The organism is Sphingomonas sp. ACRSK (assembly GCF_022346685.1).
In the GTDB taxonomy this organism is placed as follows: domain Bacteria; phylum Pseudomonadota; class Alphaproteobacteria; order Sphingomonadales; family Sphingomonadaceae; genus Sphingomonas; species Sphingomonas molluscorum.
Map to the genome: position 1 here is coordinate 100,602 of NZ_JAKRNR010000008.1, position 19,949 is coordinate 120,550.

Annotated in this window: 15 protein-coding genes; 4 read left to right on the forward strand and 11 right to left on the reverse strand. The window is 68.4% G+C overall.

Annotated features, from left to right (window positions below; all coding sequences use genetic code 11):
- Positions 1 to 7: 7 nt before the first annotated feature.
- Entirely contained in the window at positions 8 to 922 is a 915-nt protein-coding gene (locus MHZ35_RS06455; protein ID WP_239434884.1) for a dihydrodipicolinate synthase family protein, read from the reverse strand.
- Positions 923 to 997: 75 nt separating this feature from the next.
- Here MHZ35_RS06455 and MHZ35_RS06460 point away from each other — a divergent pair, with 75 nt between their 5' ends.
- Both MHZ35_RS06460 and MHZ35_RS06465 read left to right on the forward strand, forming a co-directional pair.
- Positions 998 to 2,215 (forward strand): NAD(P)/FAD-dependent oxidoreductase, encoded by a 1,218-nt coding sequence (locus MHZ35_RS06460; RefSeq protein ID WP_239434865.1) that lies wholly within the window; start codon positions 998 to 1,000, stop codon positions 2,213 to 2,215.
- A 16-nt stretch (positions 2,216 to 2,231) separates the two neighbouring features.
- Entirely contained in the window at positions 2,232 to 3,428 is a 1,197-nt protein-coding gene (locus tag MHZ35_RS06465) for a M24 family metallopeptidase (protein WP_239434866.1), read from the forward strand.
- 228 nt (positions 3,429 to 3,656) lie between these two features.
- Here the strand turns inward: MHZ35_RS06465 and MHZ35_RS06470 are convergent, their stop codons facing one another.
- The gene (locus MHZ35_RS06470; RefSeq protein ID WP_239434867.1) at positions 3,657 to 4,949 is read right to left on the reverse strand and encodes a homoserine dehydrogenase; all 1,293 of its coding nucleotides are present in this window, start codon (positions 4,947 to 4,949) and stop codon (positions 3,657 to 3,659) included.
- A gap of 175 nt (positions 4,950 to 5,124) precedes the next feature.
- Positions 5,125 to 6,072 (reverse strand): isopenicillin N synthase family dioxygenase, encoded by a 948-nt coding sequence (locus MHZ35_RS06475; RefSeq protein ID WP_239434868.1) that lies wholly within the window; start codon positions 6,070 to 6,072, stop codon positions 5,125 to 5,127.
- Positions 6,073 to 6,283: 211 nt separating this feature from the next.
- Between MHZ35_RS06475 and MHZ35_RS06480 the strand changes: the two genes are divergently transcribed.
- On the forward strand, positions 6,284 to 6,619 hold the full coding sequence (locus MHZ35_RS06480; RefSeq protein WP_125960660.1) for a DNA primase: 336 nt from the start codon (positions 6,284 to 6,286) through the stop codon (positions 6,617 to 6,619).
- The gene (locus MHZ35_RS18135; protein ID WP_239434869.1) at positions 6,616 to 7,482 is read left to right on the forward strand and encodes an MliC family protein; all 867 of its coding nucleotides are present in this window, start codon (positions 6,616 to 6,618) and stop codon (positions 7,480 to 7,482) included. The genes MHZ35_RS06480 and MHZ35_RS18135 overlap by 4 nt, the downstream gene beginning before the upstream one ends.
- A 73-nt stretch (positions 7,483 to 7,555) precedes the next feature.
- On the opposite strand, the gene MHZ35_RS06490 is transcribed toward MHZ35_RS18135, so the two are convergent.
- The 8 genes from MHZ35_RS06490 to MHZ35_RS06525 form a co-directional block, all read right to left on the reverse strand.
- Entirely contained in the window at positions 7,556 to 10,381 is a 2,826-nt protein-coding gene (locus MHZ35_RS06490) for a TonB-dependent receptor (RefSeq protein WP_239434870.1), read from the reverse strand.
- Positions 10,382 to 10,601: 220 nt separating this feature from the next.
- Positions 10,602 to 12,047: a family 43 glycosylhydrolase gene (locus MHZ35_RS06495; protein ID WP_239434871.1), complete on the reverse strand. Its 1,446-nt coding sequence runs from the start codon at positions 12,045 to 12,047 to the stop codon at positions 10,602 to 10,604.
- Between the two features lie 29 nt (positions 12,048 to 12,076).
- On the reverse strand, positions 12,077 to 13,090 hold the full coding sequence (locus MHZ35_RS06500) for an arabinan endo-1,5-alpha-L-arabinosidase (protein WP_239434872.1): 1,014 nt from the start codon (positions 13,088 to 13,090) through the stop codon (positions 12,077 to 12,079).
- 103 nt (positions 13,091 to 13,193) lie between these two features.
- Complete coding sequence (locus MHZ35_RS06505; protein ID WP_239434873.1) at positions 13,194 to 14,786, reverse strand: alpha-N-arabinofuranosidase; 1,593 nt, start codon at positions 14,784 to 14,786, stop codon at positions 13,194 to 13,196.
- Positions 14,787 to 15,000: 214 nt separating this feature from the next.
- Positions 15,001 to 15,426, reverse strand: a complete 426-nt coding sequence (locus MHZ35_RS06510) for an organic hydroperoxide resistance protein (RefSeq protein ID WP_239434874.1) — start codon at positions 15,424 to 15,426, stop codon at positions 15,001 to 15,003.
- Between the two features lie 151 nt (positions 15,427 to 15,577).
- Positions 15,578 to 17,128: a family 43 glycosylhydrolase gene (locus tag MHZ35_RS06515; RefSeq protein WP_239434875.1), complete on the reverse strand. Its 1,551-nt coding sequence runs from the start codon at positions 17,126 to 17,128 to the stop codon at positions 15,578 to 15,580.
- 1 nt (position 17,129) lies between these two features.
- Positions 17,130 to 18,914 (reverse strand): DUF885 domain-containing protein, encoded by a 1,785-nt coding sequence (locus MHZ35_RS06520; protein WP_446741020.1) that lies wholly within the window; start codon positions 18,912 to 18,914, stop codon positions 17,130 to 17,132.
- A 2-nt stretch (positions 18,915 to 18,916) separates the two neighbouring features.
- Positions 18,917 to 19,924, reverse strand: coding sequence for an Ldh family oxidoreductase (locus MHZ35_RS06525; RefSeq protein ID WP_239434886.1), 1,008 nt, complete (start codon positions 19,922 to 19,924; stop codon positions 18,917 to 18,919).
- Positions 19,925 to 19,949: the final 25 nt, after the last annotated feature.

Sequence of the window (19,949 nt, forward strand, 5' to 3'; positions counted from 1 at the left end):
TCTCGTGTCAGGCTGCCTTGGCGATGTCGAGGGTCGGGCGGGTCGCCGCGGCCTTTTCCACCATGGCGATCACCTCTGCACGGCGTTCGCCGGTCAGCACCTGGCGCGGTGGGAGCACGCGCTCCGAACCCCGGCCCATCACCTGCTCGGCGAGCTTGATGGTCTGCACCAGATCATGCTCGGCATCGAGGTGAAGGAGCGGCATGAACCAGCGGTAGATCTCCAGCGCCTTGGCATGGTCGCCGCGTTCGAACGCGCGCACCAGCTCGACCGACTCGCGCGGGAACGCGTTTGTGAGGCCCGAGACCCAGCCCTTGGCGCCCAGGAACAGGCCTTCCAGCGCCACGTCGTCGAGCCCTGCGAACAGCACGAAGCGGTCGCCGAACTCGTTACGGAAATCGGTGAAGCGGCGGGTGTCGGGGGCCGACTCCTTGACCGCGACGATGTTCTTCACGTCGTCGAGCGCCGCCAGCACGCCGCGGTCGATCACGGTGCGATAGGCCGGCGGGTTGTTGTAGAGCATGATCGGCAGGCTCACCGCCTCCGCCACGCCGCGGAAGTGCGCGACCAGTTCCTCGGCCTTGGGCACATAGACCATCGGCGGGAGCAGCATCAGGCCATCAGCGCCGATCTTTTCGGCCGCCTGGGCATAACGGGTGGCGCGGCGCTGATCATATTCGGAAACGCCGGTGAGCACGGGCACACGGCCGGCGACCACTTCCACGATCGCGGAGAGGACCTGCTGCTTTTCCTCGAACATCAGCGAGTTGTTTTCACCCACGGTGCCGAGCGCGATCACGCCGGTCACCCCGTCGCGGATCAGGTCGTCCACCACCCGCTGGGTTTCACCCAAGTCGATCGTCAGATCCTCACGGAGCTGCGTCGTCACGGCGGGGAACACGCCCTTCCATTCGACCATCATCGGAACCATTCTCTTCTCGTTGCGGACATATACCGTATACGATAGGGATTGCTGTGCCGCAACAGGAGAACGGGCGTGGGTGCGACAAATGTGGTCGGGGGGGGCGTTGTCGGGCTGGCGAGCGCATTGGCGCTGGCGCGTGCCGGCCATTCCGTGACGCTGCTGGAGCCGGACTCCGCCCGCACGGCCGCCTCCTGGGGAAATGCCGGCCACATCGCCACGGAGCAGGTGGCGCCGCTCGCCTCGCCGGCTGCGATCCGGTCCGCGCCGCGGCGGCTGTTCGTGCGCGGGGGGGCGCTCGACCTGCCGCTCGGTCAACTCGCGAACTGGCTGCCGTTCGCGCTGCGGCTGGTCGGTCGATCGACCCCGAGCCGCTTTGCCGCGGGCAGCGCCGCGCTCGGCAGCCTGTTGCAGGAGGCGATGCCCGCCTGGGAGCGGCTGGCGGCGACGATCGACGCCCCCGAGCTGCTGACGCAGGACGGGCATCTGGTGCTGTGGGAATCGCCGGAGACCGCGCGCGCCGGACGCGCCGCCTGGACGGCGGCCGACACCGGCACGGCGACGTTCCGCGATGCCGACGCTGCCGAGCTCGACGCGATCGCCAGCGTGATCCAGGCTCCGGTGGCAGGTGCGATTCGCTTTGCCGGCAGCGGGCAGATCCGCGATCTCTCGGTGCTGGCGGGCGCGCTGGAGGAGGCGTTCCTTCGTGCAGGGGGCCGCATCGTTCGCGCCCGCGCGCAGCTGCGCATCATCGACGGGGTGGCGCTGGTTCCCGGGCATCCGGCCGAACTGGTGCTGGTGGCGGCCGGCATCGGCTCGCGCGCGCTGATGGAGGCGACCGGCCACGCCGCCCCGATGATCGCCGAGCGCGGCTATCACATCCGTGCCGCCGCGGATCGCTGGCCGGCGGACCTGCCGCCGCTGGTGTTCGAGGACCGGTCGATGATCGTCACCCGCTACGCCGACCGCGTGCAGGCCGCGAGCTTCGTCGAGCTGAGCAGCCCCGACGCGCCGCCCGATCCGCGCAAGTGGGAGCGGCTGGAAGCGCACGTCCGCGCCCTCGGCCTCCCCATCACGGGCCCTTTCCGCCGGTGGATGGGATCGCGCCCCACCCTTCCCGACTATCTGCCCGCGATCGGCCGCTCGCCTCGCGCGAACAACCTGCTCTATGCATCCGGCCACCAGCATCTGGGGCTGACGCTGGCGCCGATCACGGCCGAGCTCGTCGCCGCCCTGGTCGCAGGCGAGCGGCCGCCGGTCGACTTGGCGCCCTTCGACCTCGCACGGTTTTGAACAAGGAAGAACAGGCATGACCATCGGCGGATCGAGCGCAGAGGCCGAACTCGCGGCCATCACCCCCTGGGCGAAGCGCGCCGCACCGATCGGCAGCGCCGAGCGCCAGGCGCGGCTCGAGCGTGCCCGCACGCTGGCGGACGCGAGCGGCGCGGACGGGCTGCTGCTCAACGTGGGTGCGACGCTGCGCTATTTCGCGGGTGTGCCCTGGGGTCCCAGCGAGCGGCTGGTGGCGATGCTGCTGCCGGCACGCGGGCGGCCGGTGCTGCTGTGCCCGGCGTTCGAACTCGGCACGCTGGAGGCCGACCTCGCGATCGACGCCGATATCCGGCTGTGGGAGGAGGACGAGGATCCGATCGCGCTGCTCGCCGATACGCTGGCGGCGACCGGGATCACGAAGCTGGGCGTCGACCCGCTGTTTCCGTTCCAATGGGCCGAGCGGCTGCGGGCCAAGGCGGGCAGCGTCCGGCTGCTCGATGGCGCGCCCGCGATCGACGGCTGCCGGATGGTGAAATCCCCCGCCGAGCTGGCGCTGCTTGCCCAGGCCAAGGCGATGACGCTGGAGGTGCATCGCCGCACCGCGCGCATCCTGCGCCCGGGCATCGCCGCAAGCGAGGTGGTGCGCTTCATCGACGCCGCGCACCGCGCGATCGGGGCTGCGGGATCGAGCTTCTGCATCGTCCAGTTCGGCCGCGCGACCGCCTTTCCGCACGGGCTGCCGGGCGAACAATATCTGCAGGAGGGCGAGCTGGTGCTGGTCGACACCGGCTGCCTGGTCGAGGGCTATCACTCGGACATCACCCGTACCTATGCGTTCGGGGCGGTTCCGGACGAGGTGCGCAGCATCTGGTCGCTGGAAAAGGAAGCACAGCAGGCGGCGTTCGACGCCGTGGTGCCCGGCGCTCCGTGCGAGAGTGTCGATGCGGCGGCGCGGCGCGTGCTGGAGGCGGCGGGGCTCGGCCCGGACTATCGCCTTCCAGGGCTACCCCACCGCACCGGGCATGGCATCGGCCTGTCGATCCATGAGCCGGCCTATCTGGTGCGCGGCGACAAGACGCCGCTTGCGCCCGGCATGTGCTTTTCCAACGAGCCGATGATCGTCGTGCCGGATCGCTTCGGCGTGCGGCTGGAGGATCATTTCCACGTCACCGAAACGGGTGCGGCGTGGTTCACCCAACCGCAGCATGCCATCGACCAGCCGTTCGCGGAATAATCAACGGACGTGATCGGTACCCCGGCGCAGGCCGGGGTCCAGTTGGGGTCGGTTCCGGGCTTTCGCGCAACACCGCCGGATAGCACCCCCGGCCTTGCGGGAGCACGCTCCGCTGACAGCTTTCCCGCAACCCCGCACTGGCGACGCAAGCGTCAGCGCACTTAATCCCCACCATCGCAACTGGGCCCCGGCCTTCGCCGGGGTACAGGTAAGCGCTGAGGGGTGCGCTCAGCTCTCCAGGATGTGCATCCACATCGGCTCGCCCACTAGGCTTGGGGAGCCGCGCAGCCGTTCGAGCGAGGCGGCGACGGCGCGCTCCGGGCCCTCGTGGGTGACGATCGCCACCAGCACGCTGCCGTCGGCATTGGCGCCGCGCTGCATCAGCCGTTCGATCGACACGCCGGCGTCGCGCATCGCCGCCGCGATCTCTGCCAGCACGCCCACCTTGTCGGCGACCATCAGCCGCAGATAGGCGCGGCCGCGGCGCTCGCCGGTGGGCGCGGCGGGCTGCTGGGCGAGGGCCTCGGCCGGCTCCGCATAGGGGGGGCCGAACTCGCCGCGGGCGATGTCGATCAGGTCCGCCACCACCGCGCTGGCGGTCGGTCCGTCGCCGGCGCCGCGGCCCTGGAAGAACAGCCTCCCGACGAAATTGCCCTCGGCCACCACGGCGTTCAGCGAGCCGGTGACATGCGCGAGCGGATGGTCGAGGGGGACAAGGTGCGGGTGGACGCGCTGGAACAGGCCGTTCTTGCCGGCCTCCGCCACGCCCACCAGCCGCACGCGATAGCCGAGGGTCGCCGCCTCGGCGATGTCGGCGGCGAGGACGTGGCGCACGCCGGTGATCGCGACATCCGAAAAGGCCGGGCGGGTACCGAACGCAAAGCTCGCCAGGATCGAAAGCTTGTGCGCGGCATCGACGCCATCGATGTCGAAGCTGGGATCCGCTTCGGCAAAGCCGAGCCGCTGCGCTTCGTCCAGCACCTCGGCGAAGTCGCGGCCCTCGGCCTCCATCTTCGAGAGGATGAAATTGCAGGTACCGTTGAGGATGCCATAGACATGGCCGATCTCGTTGGCCGCCGCACCTTCGCGCAGCCCCTTGATGACCGGCACGCCGCCTGCGACCGCAGCCTCGAACTTGAGCGCGACGCCGCGCCCTTCCGCGGCGCGGGCGAGTTCGAGGCCATGATGCGCGATCATCGCCTTGTTGGCGGTGACGACGCTCTTGCCATTGGCGAGCGCCGCACGGGTGAGCGTCAGCGCGGGCCCGTCGGCCCCGCCGACGAGTTCCACCACGACATCCGCCCGCGGGTCGGCCGCGAGCGAGGCGGTGTCGTCCACCCAGTCGAAGCGCGAAAGGTCGACGCCGCGATCCTTGGCACGATCCCGCGCAGACACCGCCACGATCTCGATTGGGCGGCCGGCGCGGCGGGCAATCAATGCCCCGTTTGCGTCGAGCAGACGAATGACGCCCGCGCCGACCGTACCAAGTCCTGCGATCGCGACGCGTAGCTGTTCCGTCATGCCTGCCTCTTCCATTTCGCCGCCGGGCACGTCCCGACGGAGCGGCAGGCGTTAGCGGAGGGGCCGTGGTATAAACAACCCAACACGACCAGAAGGCTTTGCAAAAGTTACCGGGCCGCTTTCGCCGCCCGGAGGCGGAACACGCGCCCGTTCCGGGAAACGGGCGCGCGTCGCATCACTTCTTCAGAAGACCGATCTCGACCAGCCGCTGGTGCAGATAATCGTGGGCGGTGATCGGCTCCGGGTAGCGGTTGCCCTCCCCCACGCAGCTCGGCAGCGTCTCGATCAGGAAATCGGGCGCCGGGTGGAGGAAGAAGGGCATGGAGTAGCGCGAGTTGCCGCGCCGCTCGGGCGCCGGGTTCACCACGCGGTGCGTGGTCGACGGCAACACATGGTTGGTCAGCCGCTGCAGCATGTCGCCGACGTTCACGACCATCGCGCCCACCGGCGGCTTCACCGCGAGCCAGTCGCCGTCCCTGTCGAGCAGTTCCAGCCCGGCTTCCTCGGCGCCCAGCAGCAGCGTGATGAGATTGATGTCCTCATGCGCCTCTGCACGCACCCCCGGCGCATCGGCGGGGATCGGCGGATAGTGGAGCAGGCGCAGCACCGAATTGCCGTCCTTGACCGCGTGCTCGAACCAGTTGGGATCGAGCTTCAGGTAGCGGGCGATTGCGGAGAGCAGCTTGAGCCCGGCGGTGTCGAAAGCGGCGAACAGCTCGAGGAACGTCTCCTTGAAGCCCGCGGGCGCCGACGGCCAGATGTTGTCCGGCATCACGTCGCGGAAGCGGTGGCCGGCCGGCAATTCCCGGCCGATGTGCCAGAACTCCTTGAGGTCGGTGACCTTCGCGTTCTTCGCGATCTCGGTGCGGAAGGGCGTGTAGCCGCGCGCGCCGCCGCCGCCCGGCGTGTGATAAGCGCGTTTCTCCTCCTCCGGCAGGCGGAAGAACTCTTCGGTCAGCGCCCAAGCGCGGTCGATCAGCGCCGGGTTGATGCCGTGGTCCGCGACCATGGCGAAGCCGAAGCGTTCGAACGAGCCGCCGAACGCCTGTGCGAAACCCTCCGGATCGTTCTGCTGGTCGGCCAGCGAGACGAGCGGCACCTGGGTCATGGGAACGTCGAGCATGGGGAATCCTGTAGGGGTATGAATAGCGGCGTGAATACGCCCGCAACCCGCGCGGGAACAGCCCCTTGGAACGGCCGGCGAGGAGTATACCGCAGGCACGCCCCCGCCCGTCCGCCGCCCGGATCGTCCTGCGGCTCGGGAACACGCGGGCTCGCCCGCCGTTCGCGCTTTGACGGCCCCGCTGCTGGTGGGCCAGACGAAGGAGCGAACCATGGGTGGTCACCAGGTACCGGGGCTGGGCTCCGGCGACAGCTTTGACGAAGAAGGCTATGACGAGAGCCAGCGCGCCGAAATCCTGGAGGTAACCAGCGACGGTCCCTCGGACGGCACCCTGCTGACGGACATCGAGCCCGACCTCGGCGATGACGAGGATGAGGACGACCTCCTCATGGAAGACGATGAGCTCGGCAGCGAGGATGACGACGACGACATCGTTGTCGACCCTGAGGACCAGGAGGAAGACGAGCTTCAGGAAGACTTCGACGAGGACGACCTCGCCGAGGACGACGATCTCGAGGATACCGACAGGGCCGCGCTGGAACCGTGACCCGCACCACGACCGCTGCCGCACTGGCGTTGTTGCTCGCTGGTTGCGGCGGCGGCGTGTCGGAGCCGGAGGGGAATACCCCCGAGGCGGCAGCAGATACCGCGGCGCCGGCCGAGAAGTCGGCCGGCCCGGTCCCGCGTCCCACCTCCGTGGCGGCTCCAGCGCCGTCGCCGCGGTCGAGCCCGACGCCCCCTGTGGCTTCGGCCGTCGGCGACCCGGATGAAGAGACCGCTGAGGCGGCGCGCGCGGTGGTACAGCGCTATTACGCGCTGCTTGCCCGCGGCGACTATGCAGCGGCGCGGGCACTGTGGCGCCGGGGTAGCGAAGGTTCCGGCAGGGACGCGCGGGCCTTTGCGCGCAGCTTCGTCCGCTATGCGAGCTACGGCGCGCGCGTGGGCGCGCCCGGGCCGGTCGATGCCGGTGCCGGTCAGCGGTACGTCACCGTTCCCGTCACCGTGCGCGGGACGCTGAAGGATGGTGGTGCTCCCTTCGAGCAAGCCGGCGAGGTCACGCTGCACCGCGCCGGCAACATCGATGGCGCAACCGTCGAACAGCGAACCTGGCGTATCGAGAAAATCGAGTTGTCCGCTGGCGAGGCGCCGGCAGGCGATCTGCCGCAGCGCGTGACCGCGCGGTATCAATGCGAGGACGGCACCGTGTTGGTCGCAGCCTTCGACAATCGAGCAGACACGGTGACGCTGCGTGCGCGTGGCAGGACGCTGGGCGTGCTGAAGGGGCAGCGACCGGCATCGGGGATCTGGTATGCCGGCGACGGCATGACCCTGCGGGGCAAGGGCCGCGTCGCGAGTTTCGAAGCCGAGGGGCAGGCCCCCGTCCACTGCGTCGCGAGCGACGCGCGCTGACGAAAAAAGGGGCCGGCGGTGCCGACCCCTTGAAAGATTTGGCGCGTCCGGCGAGGTCTCCCCCGCCAGCGGCTTACATGGAGAAGCGCAGGCCCACCGCGAAGGTGCGGCTCAGCAGCGTCGTGCCAAGGTTGTCCGTGTCCTGGCCGCCGGCGCTGCCGAAGCGGTAGTAGGACTGCTGCTTCTGGTTGGTGAGGTTCACCGCGTCGAAGGTGAGGCCGATCTGGTCGTTGACCTTGTAGCTCAGCTGGAAATCCAGGCTGCTCTCCGGACGGTACCAGACGCCGATCGGGTTGGCGAACAGGCGTGCCTCGTTGTTGTGCAGGAACTCCTTGCGCCAGACATACGACAGGCGGGCACCGACCGGGCCGTTGTCGTAGGCAAGCGTCGCGTTGTACGAGAAGTCCGACACGTTGAAGAACGACGAGGTCGCCTCGCCAGTGATGTTGCCGGCGGAGTCGGTCTGCGGAATGTTCTGCTTGGAATCCAGCACGGTCAGGCTGCCGACGAAGCCCAGGCCGTCGAGGAAGCTCGGCAGGTACTTCGGGAAGTAGGTCAGGCCCACTTCGACACCCTTCAGCACGCCGTCCGAGGCGTTCGCCGGACGGGTAATGGCGAAGTTGTTCGTCGCACCTGCGACGATCCCGTTGTTGGGGATATACTCCATGACGGTGAGCGGAACGACCAGACCCTCGATCTCGCGACGGAAGCCGGTCACGTAGATCGCGCTGTCGCGATCGAAGTACCACTCGACCGCGAGGTCGTAGTTCTTCGAATGGGTGGGCTGCAGGTCCGCGGTGCCCGCCGTGCCGCTGCCGTAGCCGACGTTGGTGAGGTCACCCGTCAGCGAGTAGTTCGGGTTGATGTCGCCGAAGTTCGGACGGCGCAGCGTTTCGCCATAGTTGAAGCGCACGCGCAGCGTCGGCGTGACTTCGTAGCGCGCGGTGAAGCTCGGCAGCCAGCGATGCGAACCGCTGGAAACGGAGGTCTGGGCGCCGTTGTTGTAGCGATCGAAGAAGTCATAGTCGGTGTCGACATCCACATAGCGGATACCGCCCTGAATCTTCAGCGGACGCCCGAACACCGAAATCTCGCCATCGGCCAGCAGGTAGGCCGACATGGTCACTTCTTCGATGTTGAAGGTCTTGACCATGCGCAGCTGGTCCGAGGTCGGGAGGCCATAGAGGCCGCGGACCGTGTCTGCGTTGTCATAGAGCCAGCTGCCCTTCGGCAGCACCCAGCTGGTCGGCACGTCGGCGCGACCATCGAAGAAGTCGGAGTTGGTGAACAGCGCGTCTTCGCCGAGCGTCGTCAGGCTGCGACCGAGCACGCCGGCGTCCTGGGTGCGGACGTAGCTCGATGCCTTGCGGTCGTCGACGCGGATGCCTGCCTTGATCTGGCGCAGGAAGCCCTCGTCCCAGGTATAATAGCCGTCCAGGGTACCGGTCAGCGCGCTACCCTTGTCGCGACCACCGTTGTCGTAGAGCTGCGCGATGTTCCAAGACGCGGGATCGGTCAGCAGCGAATCGTCGCTGAAGTGGTAGGAGGGGATGCCACCGCCGGCATTGAAGTCGACCGTGATCTGATCCGCCACCCGCTCGGTGCGCATCGCGATGAACGAGGTCTGGTACTTGCTGGTCTGATAGGCGAGGTCGGCGGTGATCTTGCCGCGCTGACCCAGGTCCCATTGCCCGTTCAGTGCGTAGACGAAGCTGTCGGTCTTGTTGCGGGTGTAATCCGCGCTGTTGAAGCCGTACACGTCGTTCGCGACGCGCGACTTGACGATGTTGGTGCCCTCATAGAGCTCGACCGGCTGCGGATTCGCCCAGAAATCCACGAAGCTGAACATCATGCTGTTGGAGGTCTCTCCGCGGAAGCCCGCGTAGAAGACCTCGGCCGTGTAGACCGAGCTGCTGTTCGGGGCCCACTGCAGCGCCGCATTGAACGACGGGCGCTCACGCTTGCCATAGAGATCCGAGCTGAAGACCGCGTCGCGCGAGAGGTAATAGGGCGTGTCGACGCCGTTGATGTCGAGCGTCGAGCCCGGTGCGGTCGGAAGCCCGGCATCGAGGCCCGGCTGCCAATTGACGTTGCCCTCACCCGGGAAGATGCGCTCGAGCGGCGCGAGGCCGGAGCCTGCGGGCGGCGTCTCGGTCGCGAAGGGAACGAGCGCACCGGCCGTCACCGACATGTTGCGATACTTGGTGCGGCTGTAGCTGCCGTTCACCAACAGGCCGATGTCGCCGATGCCGGTTTCCCAGCGATCCGACACGAGCAGCGCGATGTTGGGGTTAAAGCTGTCGGCCTGCTCGTTGTAGATGCCGCGCGCGAGGCCGGAGATGGTGAAGCCGTCGAAGTCGAGCGGACGGCGCGTCTTCACGTCGATCTGGCCCGCCAGACCGGTCTCGATCTGGTCGGCCGAGCGGGTCTTGTAGACGTCGACCTGCTTGACGAGGTTCGCCGAGACGTCCTGCAGCGAGAAGGACTGGCCGGCAGCGGTGAAGATGTTGCGGCCGTTGAGCGTGGTCAGCGGGTCGCTGAGGCCGCGGATGGTGATGGTGGCCGCTTCGCCGCCGGTGCGATCGGTGACCTGGACACCAGTGACGCGCTGGAGCGCTTCCACGACGTTATTGTCGGGCAATTTGCCGACATCTTCGGCCACGATCGAGTCGACGATCTGCGTGGCTTCGCGGCGCACGTTGAGCGCGCCGACGATGCTGCCGCGCACGCCGGTGACGATGATGTCGCCGCTGGTGGCTTCATCCGGAGTGGAATTGACGGGCTCTGCGGCCTCAGTGGTCTGCGTCGCGTCGTCCGCAGTGGTCTGCGCGAAGGCCGGCGGCGCCAGCACCAGGGCAACAACGGACGCGGTACGCAAGAAAATCGGCTTGAAAGCCATGTGCCTCTCCCCTCGCCGGGCTTGGCGCCCGGGCGTAATTGATCGAAACTTTACTCCTACAAAATTACGGCAACAGCTGGGCAACGGCAAGCCGCATTCGCAAGGCCGCTGCACAGCAAGCGGGCAGCGTTGCCCGAAAGTCACGCAGCACTGGCCCCGCAGCGGCAGAGCCGTGCGGGGCCAGCAGGTTCAGGAGGGAAAAGCGGGCGAAACTTCCGCGTCAGCTGACGCGGAAGACGCTGTTCTGGGCGGTGCCGCGCGTGGCGCGCGCCACGAGCCGGAGCTCGCCGCCGACATGGGCGAGTACCATATTGGGACGACCCGCGAGCGCGAACCGCACCGTATCGCGGTCGACGGCCTCGCGCACGAAGCTGCTGCGGAGCACGAACTGGCGGTCGCGTAGCGGCTGGGCCAGACGGACGCTGCCGTCGGGAGCGGCAAACAGCACCCGGTCGGCCACGTCGATCGGTGCCAGCGAGATGGCGCCGGACCCCGCCATGCTCTCGACGCTGCGGAACTGGCTCGACGGGATCGAGCCCTGCCCCACGAGCACGCGATCGCCGTCATGGCGCACGAACTGCTTCGGCGCAGTCGCGGGCGAGAAGCGGTCCGGCACCGGCCCGTTGCCGACCGGGATGCCGAAGTCGGGGGTGCCGTCCTCGCGGTAGTAGATGCGCTGGACGCGGGTGTGGCGGTTCGGGTCGAACAGCGGATCGCCGGTGATCGCCTTGTAATCGCGGCCGTGGTAAACGAGCACGTCGCGGCCCTGCTCGTCGACGGTGAAGCTGTTGTGGCCGGGGCCATAGACGCTGGTCACCTCCGAGCTCACGAACACCGGCTGCGGCGACTTCACCCAGCTCTTGGGGTCCATGATGTCCGCATCGTCGCGCGCGGTCAGCATGCCCAGGCTGTAGCGATCGTCGGTGGCGCTCGCCGAATAGGTCATGAACAGGCGGCCGTTGCGCGCGAGCACCGCCGGTGCCTCGGCGACCTTGAACCCGCGGATCTCCCAGTCGAGCGTCGGCACGGTCAGGCGCACGGCCTTGGCGCCGAGCGTCAGCGGCGTCTTGAGCGGCGCCAGATAGAGGTTGGAGTTGGTCTCGATCCCCGGCTCGCGCTCTGCCCAGCAGAAATAGGAGACCCCGCGATGCTCGAAGATCGTCGAATCGAGGTTGAAGCCGTCGAACGGCGACTCGAACTTGCCGAGCACCTTCCAGTTGCCGGTCATCGGATCGGGGCCGTCGCACACGATCGCATAGGTGCGGATGCGGAACACGTCCTCGCCGCCGCCGCTGGGGCCGGCTGCGAAATACATGATCCACTTGCCCTGGAAGAGGTGCAGTTCGGGCGCCCAGAGGAAGCCGGACATCGGGCCGGTGGCTTCGTGGCGCCACAGCACGCGCTCCTCAGCGGTGGCAAGGCCCGCCAGGGTGCGCGAGCGGCGCAGCACCAGCCGGTCATACTCCGGCACCGAGCCGGTCAGGTAATAATAGCCGTCGGTGTGGCGGAACACCTGCGCATCGGCGCGCTGCTTGACGAGCGGGTTCACCGGCACCGGGGCGGCGGGAGTGGTACCGGGTGCGCGCATGCCGGCGACTGCTGTCTGGGCGGCAGCGACGCTGCCGGCGGCACCGGCGAGGAAGAGGCGGCGGTCGAGATGAAGCATGTCGGCTCCCTGGATTCGGCGAGAGGAGGTCATTGGGCGGCGACGGGCCAGCCGTCCGCGCCCCAGGTGACGGGAGCGATGCGCAGCGTGGGCGCGCCGTTCTTCTCCCGATCATAGGCGTGGTAGACCACGTAATCGCGGCCGTCCTTGTCGTGCAGCCAGCCGGGGTGTCCGGGGCCGCGGAAGCGCTGCTTCTCTTCGAGATCGGCGCGCAGGAAGATCGTGCCCTGCCCCTGCATCAAGGAACTGCCGTCCTTGCCGAGATAGGGCCCGGTGATCTCCTTCGAGCGACCGACCACGGTGTAATAGGTGCTGTTCACGCCCTTGCAGCAGTAATCATAGGACACGAGCAGGTAGTAGTAGTCGCCATGCGGCACGATGAACGGCGCTTCCACCGGTGCCGCCGCGCCCGCAGGCGCCATGCGGCGCGCGATCGAGAAGCGCTTTTCCTTCGGGTGGAGGAGCTTGCCGGTCTTCTTGTCGAGCTCGAACAGCTTGATGCCGCTCCAGAAGCTGCCAAGTGAGAGCCAGTGGCGGCCCTGGCGGTCGACCACGAAGTTCGGATCGATGGCGTTGAAGTCGTCGCTGGGCATCGACTGCACCACCAGCCCCTCGTCGCGCCAGGCGAACTTGGGCGACTTCGGATCCAGCGTGGCGTTGGTCGCCATGCCGATCGCCGAGCGGTTCGAGCCGAACGTCGACACGGAGTAATAGAGCCGCCAGCGGCCGTTCACGAACGCGATGTCGGGCGCCCACATGCCGTTCGTGCCCGGCACCGCCTTGGGCGCCCAATCCGGCATCTTCGTGAACACGGGCGCACCCGCGGTCCAGTGGATCAGGTCCGGCGAGCTCTTGGTCTCGACCAGGCGATCGCCGTGGCCGGTGCCGAAGACGTAATAGGTACCGCCCTCGCGCGCGATCACGGGATCGTGGGTGGGGATGAGGTCACCGGTCAGCCGCTCGTTGAGGCTGGGCGTCTGCTGTGCCGGAGCAGCGGCAGCGCCGAGCGCGAGTGCGGCTCCCAGTAGAAGCGACCGTATCATCCTCATCCTCTCCTCCACCGGTGCTCCTGCGACAGCAGGAGCCCGGGGCTTCCATGCATTCCGCTTGTGGCCCTGCGCCCCTGCCTGCGCAGGGGCACAAGGTTTACTGGAGTTCCAGCACCACCACCGACTTTGCCGGCAGCGTCACCGTCAGCGTGCCGCCGTTCACCTGCGCGCCGTTGAAGGCGGCGGGCTTCACCACTTCGGGCGCGTCGAAGGTGTTGTGCGCGTTGATCGCGGGCGCGGTCAGCACCCGGCCGGTCACCGAGCCGGCGGTGATGCCGTCCAGGTTGACCGTTACGGTATTCGCCTGGTTCGGATCGAGGTTGGACAGGCCGATGTGGACCTTGCCGTCCTTGCCCCGCACTGCCGAGCCGCTCACCGCACGCATGGTGAACTGGTTCTTGTTGTACCAGGGCGCGTTGATCGTGATCGGCAGCACGGTCGCGTCCTGCCAGGGCTTGTACATCTCGAACACGTGGTAGGTCGGCGTCAGCACCATCTTGCCGCCGTCCGTCAGGATCATCGCCTGCAGCACGTTCACCATCTGCGCGATGGCGGTCATGCGGACGCGGTCGGCATGCTTGGCGAAGATGTCGAGGTGGATCGAGGCGATCAGCGCGTCGCGGAGCGTATTCTGCTGGCGCAGGAAGCCCGGATGCGTGCCCGCATCCTGGGCATACCAGGCGCCCCATTCGTCGACCGCCAGGAAGATGCGCTTCTGCGGATCATACTTGTCCATGATCGCGCTGTGCTTGGTGATCAGCTCGTCCATGCGCCACGCGCCGGCAAGCGCATCGGCCCAGCCGTTCTCGTCGAAGTCGACCGCAGGCGCCCGCGGCGGCCAGCCGCCGGCGGGGTGGACGTAGTAATGGAGCGACACGCCGTCGAGCTGCGGCGCGGCCACGCGCATCATCGTCTCGGTCCAGTTATAGTCCTCGACGTTCGCGCCGGCGGCGATCTTCATGATCTTGGTGCCGGCCGGCGCCTTGATGAAGGTCGCGTAGCGGCGGGTCTCGTCGGCCGCGAACTCCGGCCGCATGTTGCCGCCGCAGCCCCACAGCTCGTTGCCGACGCCGAAGAACGGCACCGCCCAGGGCGCCTTGTGGCCGTTCCTGGCGCGCTCGTCGGCGAGGCTGCCGGCGGGCGAGGTCATGTATTCGACCCACTCGGCCATCTCGCGCGGGGAGCCGTTGCCGACGTTGCCCGCGACATAGGCTTCGGCACCGACCTGGCGCAGCAGCTCGAAGAACTCGTGCGTGCCGACCGTGTTCGGCTCGGTCACGCCGCCCCAATGGGTGTTGATCTTGACCGGACGCTTGTTCTGCGGGCCGATACCCTCGCGCCAATTATATTCGTCGGCGAAGCACCCGCCCGGCCAGCGGATCACCGGCACCTTCAGGTTGCGGAGCGCCGCGACCACGTCGTTGCGGAAGCCGTTGGTGTTCGGGATTTTGGAATTCTTGCCGACCCACAGCCCCTCGTAGATGCCGTGGCCCAGATGCTCGGCGAACTGGGTGAAGATGCGGCGATCATAGGTCGGCCCGGGCTGGTTGCCCGCGATCGAGACGGTGGCGGTGCCGGCGGCCGGCGGCTGGCTGGGCGCGCTCTGACCAGGAGCGGTCTGGGCGCCTGCGGCGAGCGGGGCCGCCGAAAGCATCAGCGCGAGCGCTGCGCGACGGAGGGTCCGGATCATGGGTCGTCTCTCCCTTTGCTGCCGCAGCCGGAGCTACAGCCTGGTTCCCACCCTCTCATGGGGTGCACGACGGCCGGCGAAACGCGCGTCCGTATTACTCGGACATATTGCAACGACCGCTTTGACGCAATCGCGTAGGGGCAGCAGCAATGGAACGTAAAACGGGCGGGGTGTCGCCACCCCGCCCGCTAGGAGACCCCGATGGAGGCCGCCGTCAGGCGACGCTGAGGCCCACCTCCACGTTGTTGCGGGTCGCGTTCGAATAGGGGCAGATCTGGTGCGCGGCTTCTACGACCTTCTGCGCCTCGGCACGATCGACCCCGGGTAGCGTCACTTCCAGGTCGGCGGTGATGCCGAAGCCGCCTTCGGAACGCGGGCCGATGCCGACGGTCGCAGTAATGCTGGTTTCCGCCGGGACCCGCACCTTCAACTGCTGGCCGGCGACCTTCAGCGCGCCCAGGAAGCACGCGGCATAGCCGGCTGCGAACAGCTGCTCGGGATTGGTCCCCTCCCCGCCGGCGCCGCCGAGCTCCTTGGGCGTCGCCAGCTGAACTTCTAGGCGGCCATCCTCGGTACGGGCGCGACCATCGCGTCCCCCGGTTGCGGTGGCGGAGGTGCGATACTTCACGTCGACGGGCATATGCTGACTCCTGTAAAACCCTTATTGCGATAAGCAATATGGAACGCGTGCCGCCGCTTGTCCAGCGACTTTCGTTATCGCGATAAGACTCGTCTTACGGGTCGGCGCGCAGTGGCAACTGCGCATGGCTCTCACCTGCTCCGGCCAGGCGCTAACGGAGAGGATCGCAGGGCGGGGCCGGCTCGGTGGACGGCGTGACCCGCGTCGGTCGACGGGTGAGCACTTCCCACTCCTGGACCGCCATCGCCGCGTTCGTTTCGTCGGCACGCGTGGCCTGGAACACCGCGCGCAGGCACCGGGTCCTGACGGGCACGAACCGCGTCTGCTGGAAGGCGCCAGCGGCGGTGCCATAGCGGTCGGCGCGCGGAACCGGCCTCCAGCTGCCGTCCCAATAGTCGATGCGCCAAGCCGCGGGCGCCGCGATGCCCGCCTGCCGGTCGGCGAAGAACCAGATGCGGGATTCCTGCACCGTCACCGGCTTGGGCCAGCGGTATTCGATCCACTGCTGCGGCGGATTGGCAGCCGCCGCGCTGCCCCACATCTCGGGCGGCAGGGGTGACGCGCGGATGGCGCCGTCGTTGAGCGCGCGCAGCCAGTAGCGCACCGGGATCGGCTCGTTCGAGGCGGCGGGCGTCGCGGCAGGGGCGATGTTGCGGCTGGGCGGCGGCACCGGCTGCGGGCTGCGGGTCGGCACCACCGGGCGGATCGCGGGTGGGCTGACGCTGTCGTCCCACTCCAGCCGGTCGATCGCGACGCTGCGGCGGAAGTGCCCGCCGCCCGCGCCATCTGCGGTGTGATAGGCGAGATACCATTGCCCGCGATACTCGACCGCGCCGGGATGCGACGTCGTCGAGGACACCGGTTTCAGCACGGTGCCGCGATAGGTCCAGAGCCCCAGCGCCGTCGGCGCGGTGCCATAGGCGATGCACGCGTGGTAGAGCGTCGGCGTGCAGGGCGAGTCCGGCCCGGCATTGTTGCCCGCGTAGAGCAGGTAATAGACGCCCTTGCGCTTCATCAGCCACGGCGCCTCGAAGAAGCCGGTCAGCGCAGTCACCGCGACTTGGTGGCCCTTGGGCGTCACCATGTCGCGCTCCAGCTCGATGCCGCGCAGCTTCCCGAACGTCCCCCAATAGAGATAGACGCGGCCATCGTCGTCGACGAGCACCGTCGGGTCGATGTTCTGGATGGTGTTGGGCTCGGGCACGCGCTGCGACACGATCGGGCCTGTGGGATGCGCGTCCACCCAGGGACCGGTCGGGCTGTCCGCCACGGCGACGCCGATCGCGAAGCCGTCCCTGGCGTCGGTGTTCGCCTCCAGCACCGGAGCGTAGAGATAGAGCCGGCCGTCCGGGCCCTTCACGATCTGCCCGGCATAGGCGCGGCCGGGCTCGGCCCAGCGGAAGATGCCCTCGGGCGTCGCGACCGCGGGATAATGGGTCCAGGCGCCCGCCGCCGGGTCCTGCGTGGCGAGCAGCTGCCACTCGTTCATGATGAAGTCGTTGACGTCCGGAGGCGTCTCGTCGCGGCCGGCGAGGATGTAGAGCGTGTCGTCGATCACCACCGGCGCGGGATCGGTCGAATAGAAGCGACCGCCGGCGAGGATCGGGTTGCCGGCGCTCTGCACCGGCACGCCCTGTTGCGCGGCGGCCGGCCACGCCGCTGCGAGCAGCGCCAAGAGCGCGACCGGCCGAGCCGCGCGCATGTTATTCCTCGTCCGGGTACGGCCCCTTACCGCCTTCCGCGATCAGCTGGTCTACCCGCGCCGCCATCACCGGCAGCGGCACCGATCCGAGTTCGAGCACCGCGTCATGGAAGTTGCGGATGTTGAACTTGGGGCCGAGCGCCTGTTCGGCCTTAGCGCGCGCTTCCTGGATCGCGAGCTCTCCAAGGTAATAGGACAGAGCCTGTCCCGGCCAGGCGATGTAACGGTCGACCTCGGTCGTGATCTCGTGATCGGCCATGGCGGTGTTGTCGTGGAGGTACTTCTGCGCCTGCTCGCGGCTCCACCCCTTGGTGTGGATGCCGGTGTCGACCACCAGCCGGGCGGCGCGCCACATCTGGTAGCTCAGCATGCCGAACACGTCATAGGGCGTGTCGTACATCCCCATCTCTTCGCCCAGCGCCTCGCAATAGAGCGCCCAGCCCTCGCCATAGGCGGAGATATAGCTGTCGCGGCGGAACGCCGGCAGGCTGGTGTTCTCCGCCGCCAGCGGCATCTGGAAGGCGTGCCCCGGCGCGCTTTCGTGCAGGGTCAGCGCCGGGATCGAATAGAGCGGACGCGCCGGCAGGTTGTAGGTGTTGACGAGGTAGATGCCCGGCCCGCCGCGTCCGCCGGTGTAGAAGGGCGCGACCTCGTCCGGCACCGGCTTGATCGCGAAGCGGCTGCGCGGCAGCCGGCCGAAATACTGGCTGGCCTTGCCGTCAAAGGTCTTGGCGACCCAGGCGGCGCGATCGAGCAGGTCCTGCGGAGTCTTGGCATAGAAGCGCGGATCGGTGCGCAGGAAGGTCAGGAACGCCGGCAGGTCGCCCTGGAAGCCGACCTGCTGCATCACCTCCAGCATCCGCGCGCGGATCTTGGCGACTTCGGACAGGCCGATCGCGTGGATCTCGTCCGGCGTCTTGTCGAGCGTCGTGAACTCGCGGATCTTGGACTGGTAATAGGCCTTGCCGTCGGGAAGGTGATAGGCGTCCAGCTCCTTGCGGGCGCCGGGGATATATTCGGCGCGCAGGAACGTGAGCAGCTTGGCGTGGGCGGGCACCACCGCCTCGCGGATCGCCGCCTCTCCCTCCTTGCGCAGCGCCGCCTGGGTCGCGGCCGGGATGGTCGAGGGCATCTTGCGGAACGGCGCGTAGAACGCCTGGTCGTCGAGCGACTTCGCCTCGGCAACCTGTGCTACGCCGAGGTCGCGGCCCTTCAGCGTGATCGCAGAGGGGGTAAAGCCGCGCTTGAGGCCGGCGCGCATGTTCGCGATCTGCTGGTCATAATAGCGCGGCACCTCCCGCAGCATCGCGATGTAATTGCGATAGGCGGTCTCGTTCTCGAGCGGCTCGCGCGCCCACCCGGCGATGTCGCCCCAGAAGCTGGTGTCCGCGTTGAGCGGCTTTTCATATTCGCGGTAGCGCTGCTCGGCGAGCAGCGCGTCGATCTGCCCCTTGTAGACTGCGAAGTTGACGCGGTTGGCAGGCGTCAGCGTAGCGGGGTCGATGGCGGCGAGCGCCCGTTCGGTCGCTTCCCAGCGCTTGAGCTTTTCGGCCTGCACCTTGGGGCCGACGTCCGGCAGGCGCTTGGCGGCGCCGGCGGGGCTGTCCTCATTGGGGGCGGACTGCTGCGTGCGCCATTCCCATTCGGCCCTGTAGATCGCCTCAAACCGCTGGTCGGGGGTCTGGGCAGGCGCGGCCTGTGCCGGGGCCGCGGCAACCGCCGCCTCCACCACCGCCAGCTGCCCCATCATCAACGCTGCCCCAAGCAGAAACCGTGCCTTGCGCATGTCTAAGCCTTGCCCCCCTGTGCCAGCGCCATCAGATCGGCGTGGAGAGACGCGGGCACCCGCACGCCTTCCACCAGGCTGCGCCGCCGCGCGGCATAGCGCCGCGATCCCGGCAGGCGCGCACCCTGCGTTTCGATTGCCTCGAACATCGCCTCGGCGCGCGCGAGATGCTCGGCGACGCCCGCACCCAGGAAGCCGGCCGGGTCGATCGCGAGCACCAGCTCGCCACCGAGCGGCGATCCGCCCGCGCCGTCGTCGGCCGCCATCGATTCCTTGCTGGTCATGTCGCCGATCAGCGGCCCGGCGATCAGCTCGACCATTGCGGCGAGCGCCGACCCCTTGTGCCCGCCGAAGGTCCGCATCGCGCCTGCGAGCACGGCCGCGGCGTCGGTGGTGGGGTTGCCGTCGGCGTCATAGCCCCAATCGTCGGGCACGGGCTTGCCCGCGCGACGGTGGAGCTCGATCTCGCCGCGCGCGACCGCGCTGGTGGCAAAGTCGAACACGAACGGCTCGCGACCCGGGCGTGGCCAGCCGAAGGCGATCGGGTTGGTGCCGAACACCGGCTCCGTCCCGCCCGCCGGCGCGACCCAGGCATGGCTGGGGGTGAAGGCAAGCGCCACCAGCCCCTGCTCGGTCAGCGCCTCGACCTCGGGCCAGAGTGCTGCGAAGTGGACGACGTTGTTGAGCGCCAGCGCGGCGATGCCGAACTTGCGCGCCTTTTCCACCAGCAGCGGCTTGCCGCGTTCAAAGGCGAGCTGGGCAAAGCCGCCGCCGCCATCGACCCGCACCAGCGCCTGCGCCGGCTCGCTCACCACGGGCACCGCGTCCTTGGAAACGCGGCCAGTGGCGATGCTGCGGGTCGCGACCAGCAGCCGGTAGACGCCGTGCGAGCCGCAGCCGTCGCGCTCGCCGGAGACCAACGTCTCGGCAACCGCCGCGGCATGATCGGTGGAAAGGCCGGCGCCGGAGAGCACGCTGCGCGACAGGGTGCGGACCTCGTCCAGCGTCATCGGCACCGTGTTGGCGGGAGTGGCC

Coding starts and splice junctions, on each gene's coding strand:
- MHZ35_RS06455 (WP_239434884.1), bottom strand. CDS start 922: ATGATGGTCGAATGGAAGGGCGTGTTCCCCGCCGTGACGACGCAGCTC.
- MHZ35_RS06465 (WP_239434866.1), top strand. CDS start 2,232: ATGACCATCGGCGGATCGAGCGCAGAGGCCGAACTCGCGGCCATCACC.
- MHZ35_RS06470 (WP_239434867.1), bottom strand. CDS start 4,949: ATGACGGAACAGCTACGCGTCGCGATCGCAGGACTTGGTACGGTCGGC.
- MHZ35_RS06475 (WP_239434868.1), bottom strand. CDS start 6,072: ATGCTCGACGTTCCCATGACCCAGGTGCCGCTCGTCTCGCTGGCCGAC.
- MHZ35_RS06480 (WP_125960660.1), top strand. CDS start 6,284: ATGGGTGGTCACCAGGTACCGGGGCTGGGCTCCGGCGACAGCTTTGAC.
- MHZ35_RS06490 (WP_239434870.1), bottom strand. CDS start 10,381: ATGGCTTTCAAGCCGATTTTCTTGCGTACCGCGTCCGTTGTTGCCCTG.
- MHZ35_RS06495 (WP_239434871.1), bottom strand. CDS start 12,047: ATGCTTCATCTCGACCGCCGCCTCTTCCTCGCCGGTGCCGCCGGCAGC.
- MHZ35_RS06500 (WP_239434872.1), bottom strand. CDS start 13,090: ATGATACGGTCGCTTCTACTGGGAGCCGCACTCGCGCTCGGCGCTGCC.
- MHZ35_RS06505 (WP_239434873.1), bottom strand. CDS start 14,786: ATGATCCGGACCCTCCGTCGCGCAGCGCTCGCGCTGATGCTTTCGGCG.
- MHZ35_RS06510 (WP_239434874.1), bottom strand. CDS start 15,426: ATGCCCGTCGACGTGAAGTATCGCACCTCCGCCACCGCAACCGGGGGA.
- MHZ35_RS06515 (WP_239434875.1), bottom strand. CDS start 17,128: ATGCGCGCGGCTCGGCCGGTCGCGCTCTTGGCGCTGCTCGCAGCGGCG.
- MHZ35_RS06520 (WP_446741020.1), bottom strand. CDS start 18,914: ATGCGCAAGGCACGGTTTCTGCTTGGGGCAGCGTTGATGATGGGGCAG.
- MHZ35_RS06525 (WP_239434886.1), bottom strand. CDS start 19,924: ATGACGCTGGACGAGGTCCGCACCCTGTCGCGCAGCGTGCTCTCCGGC.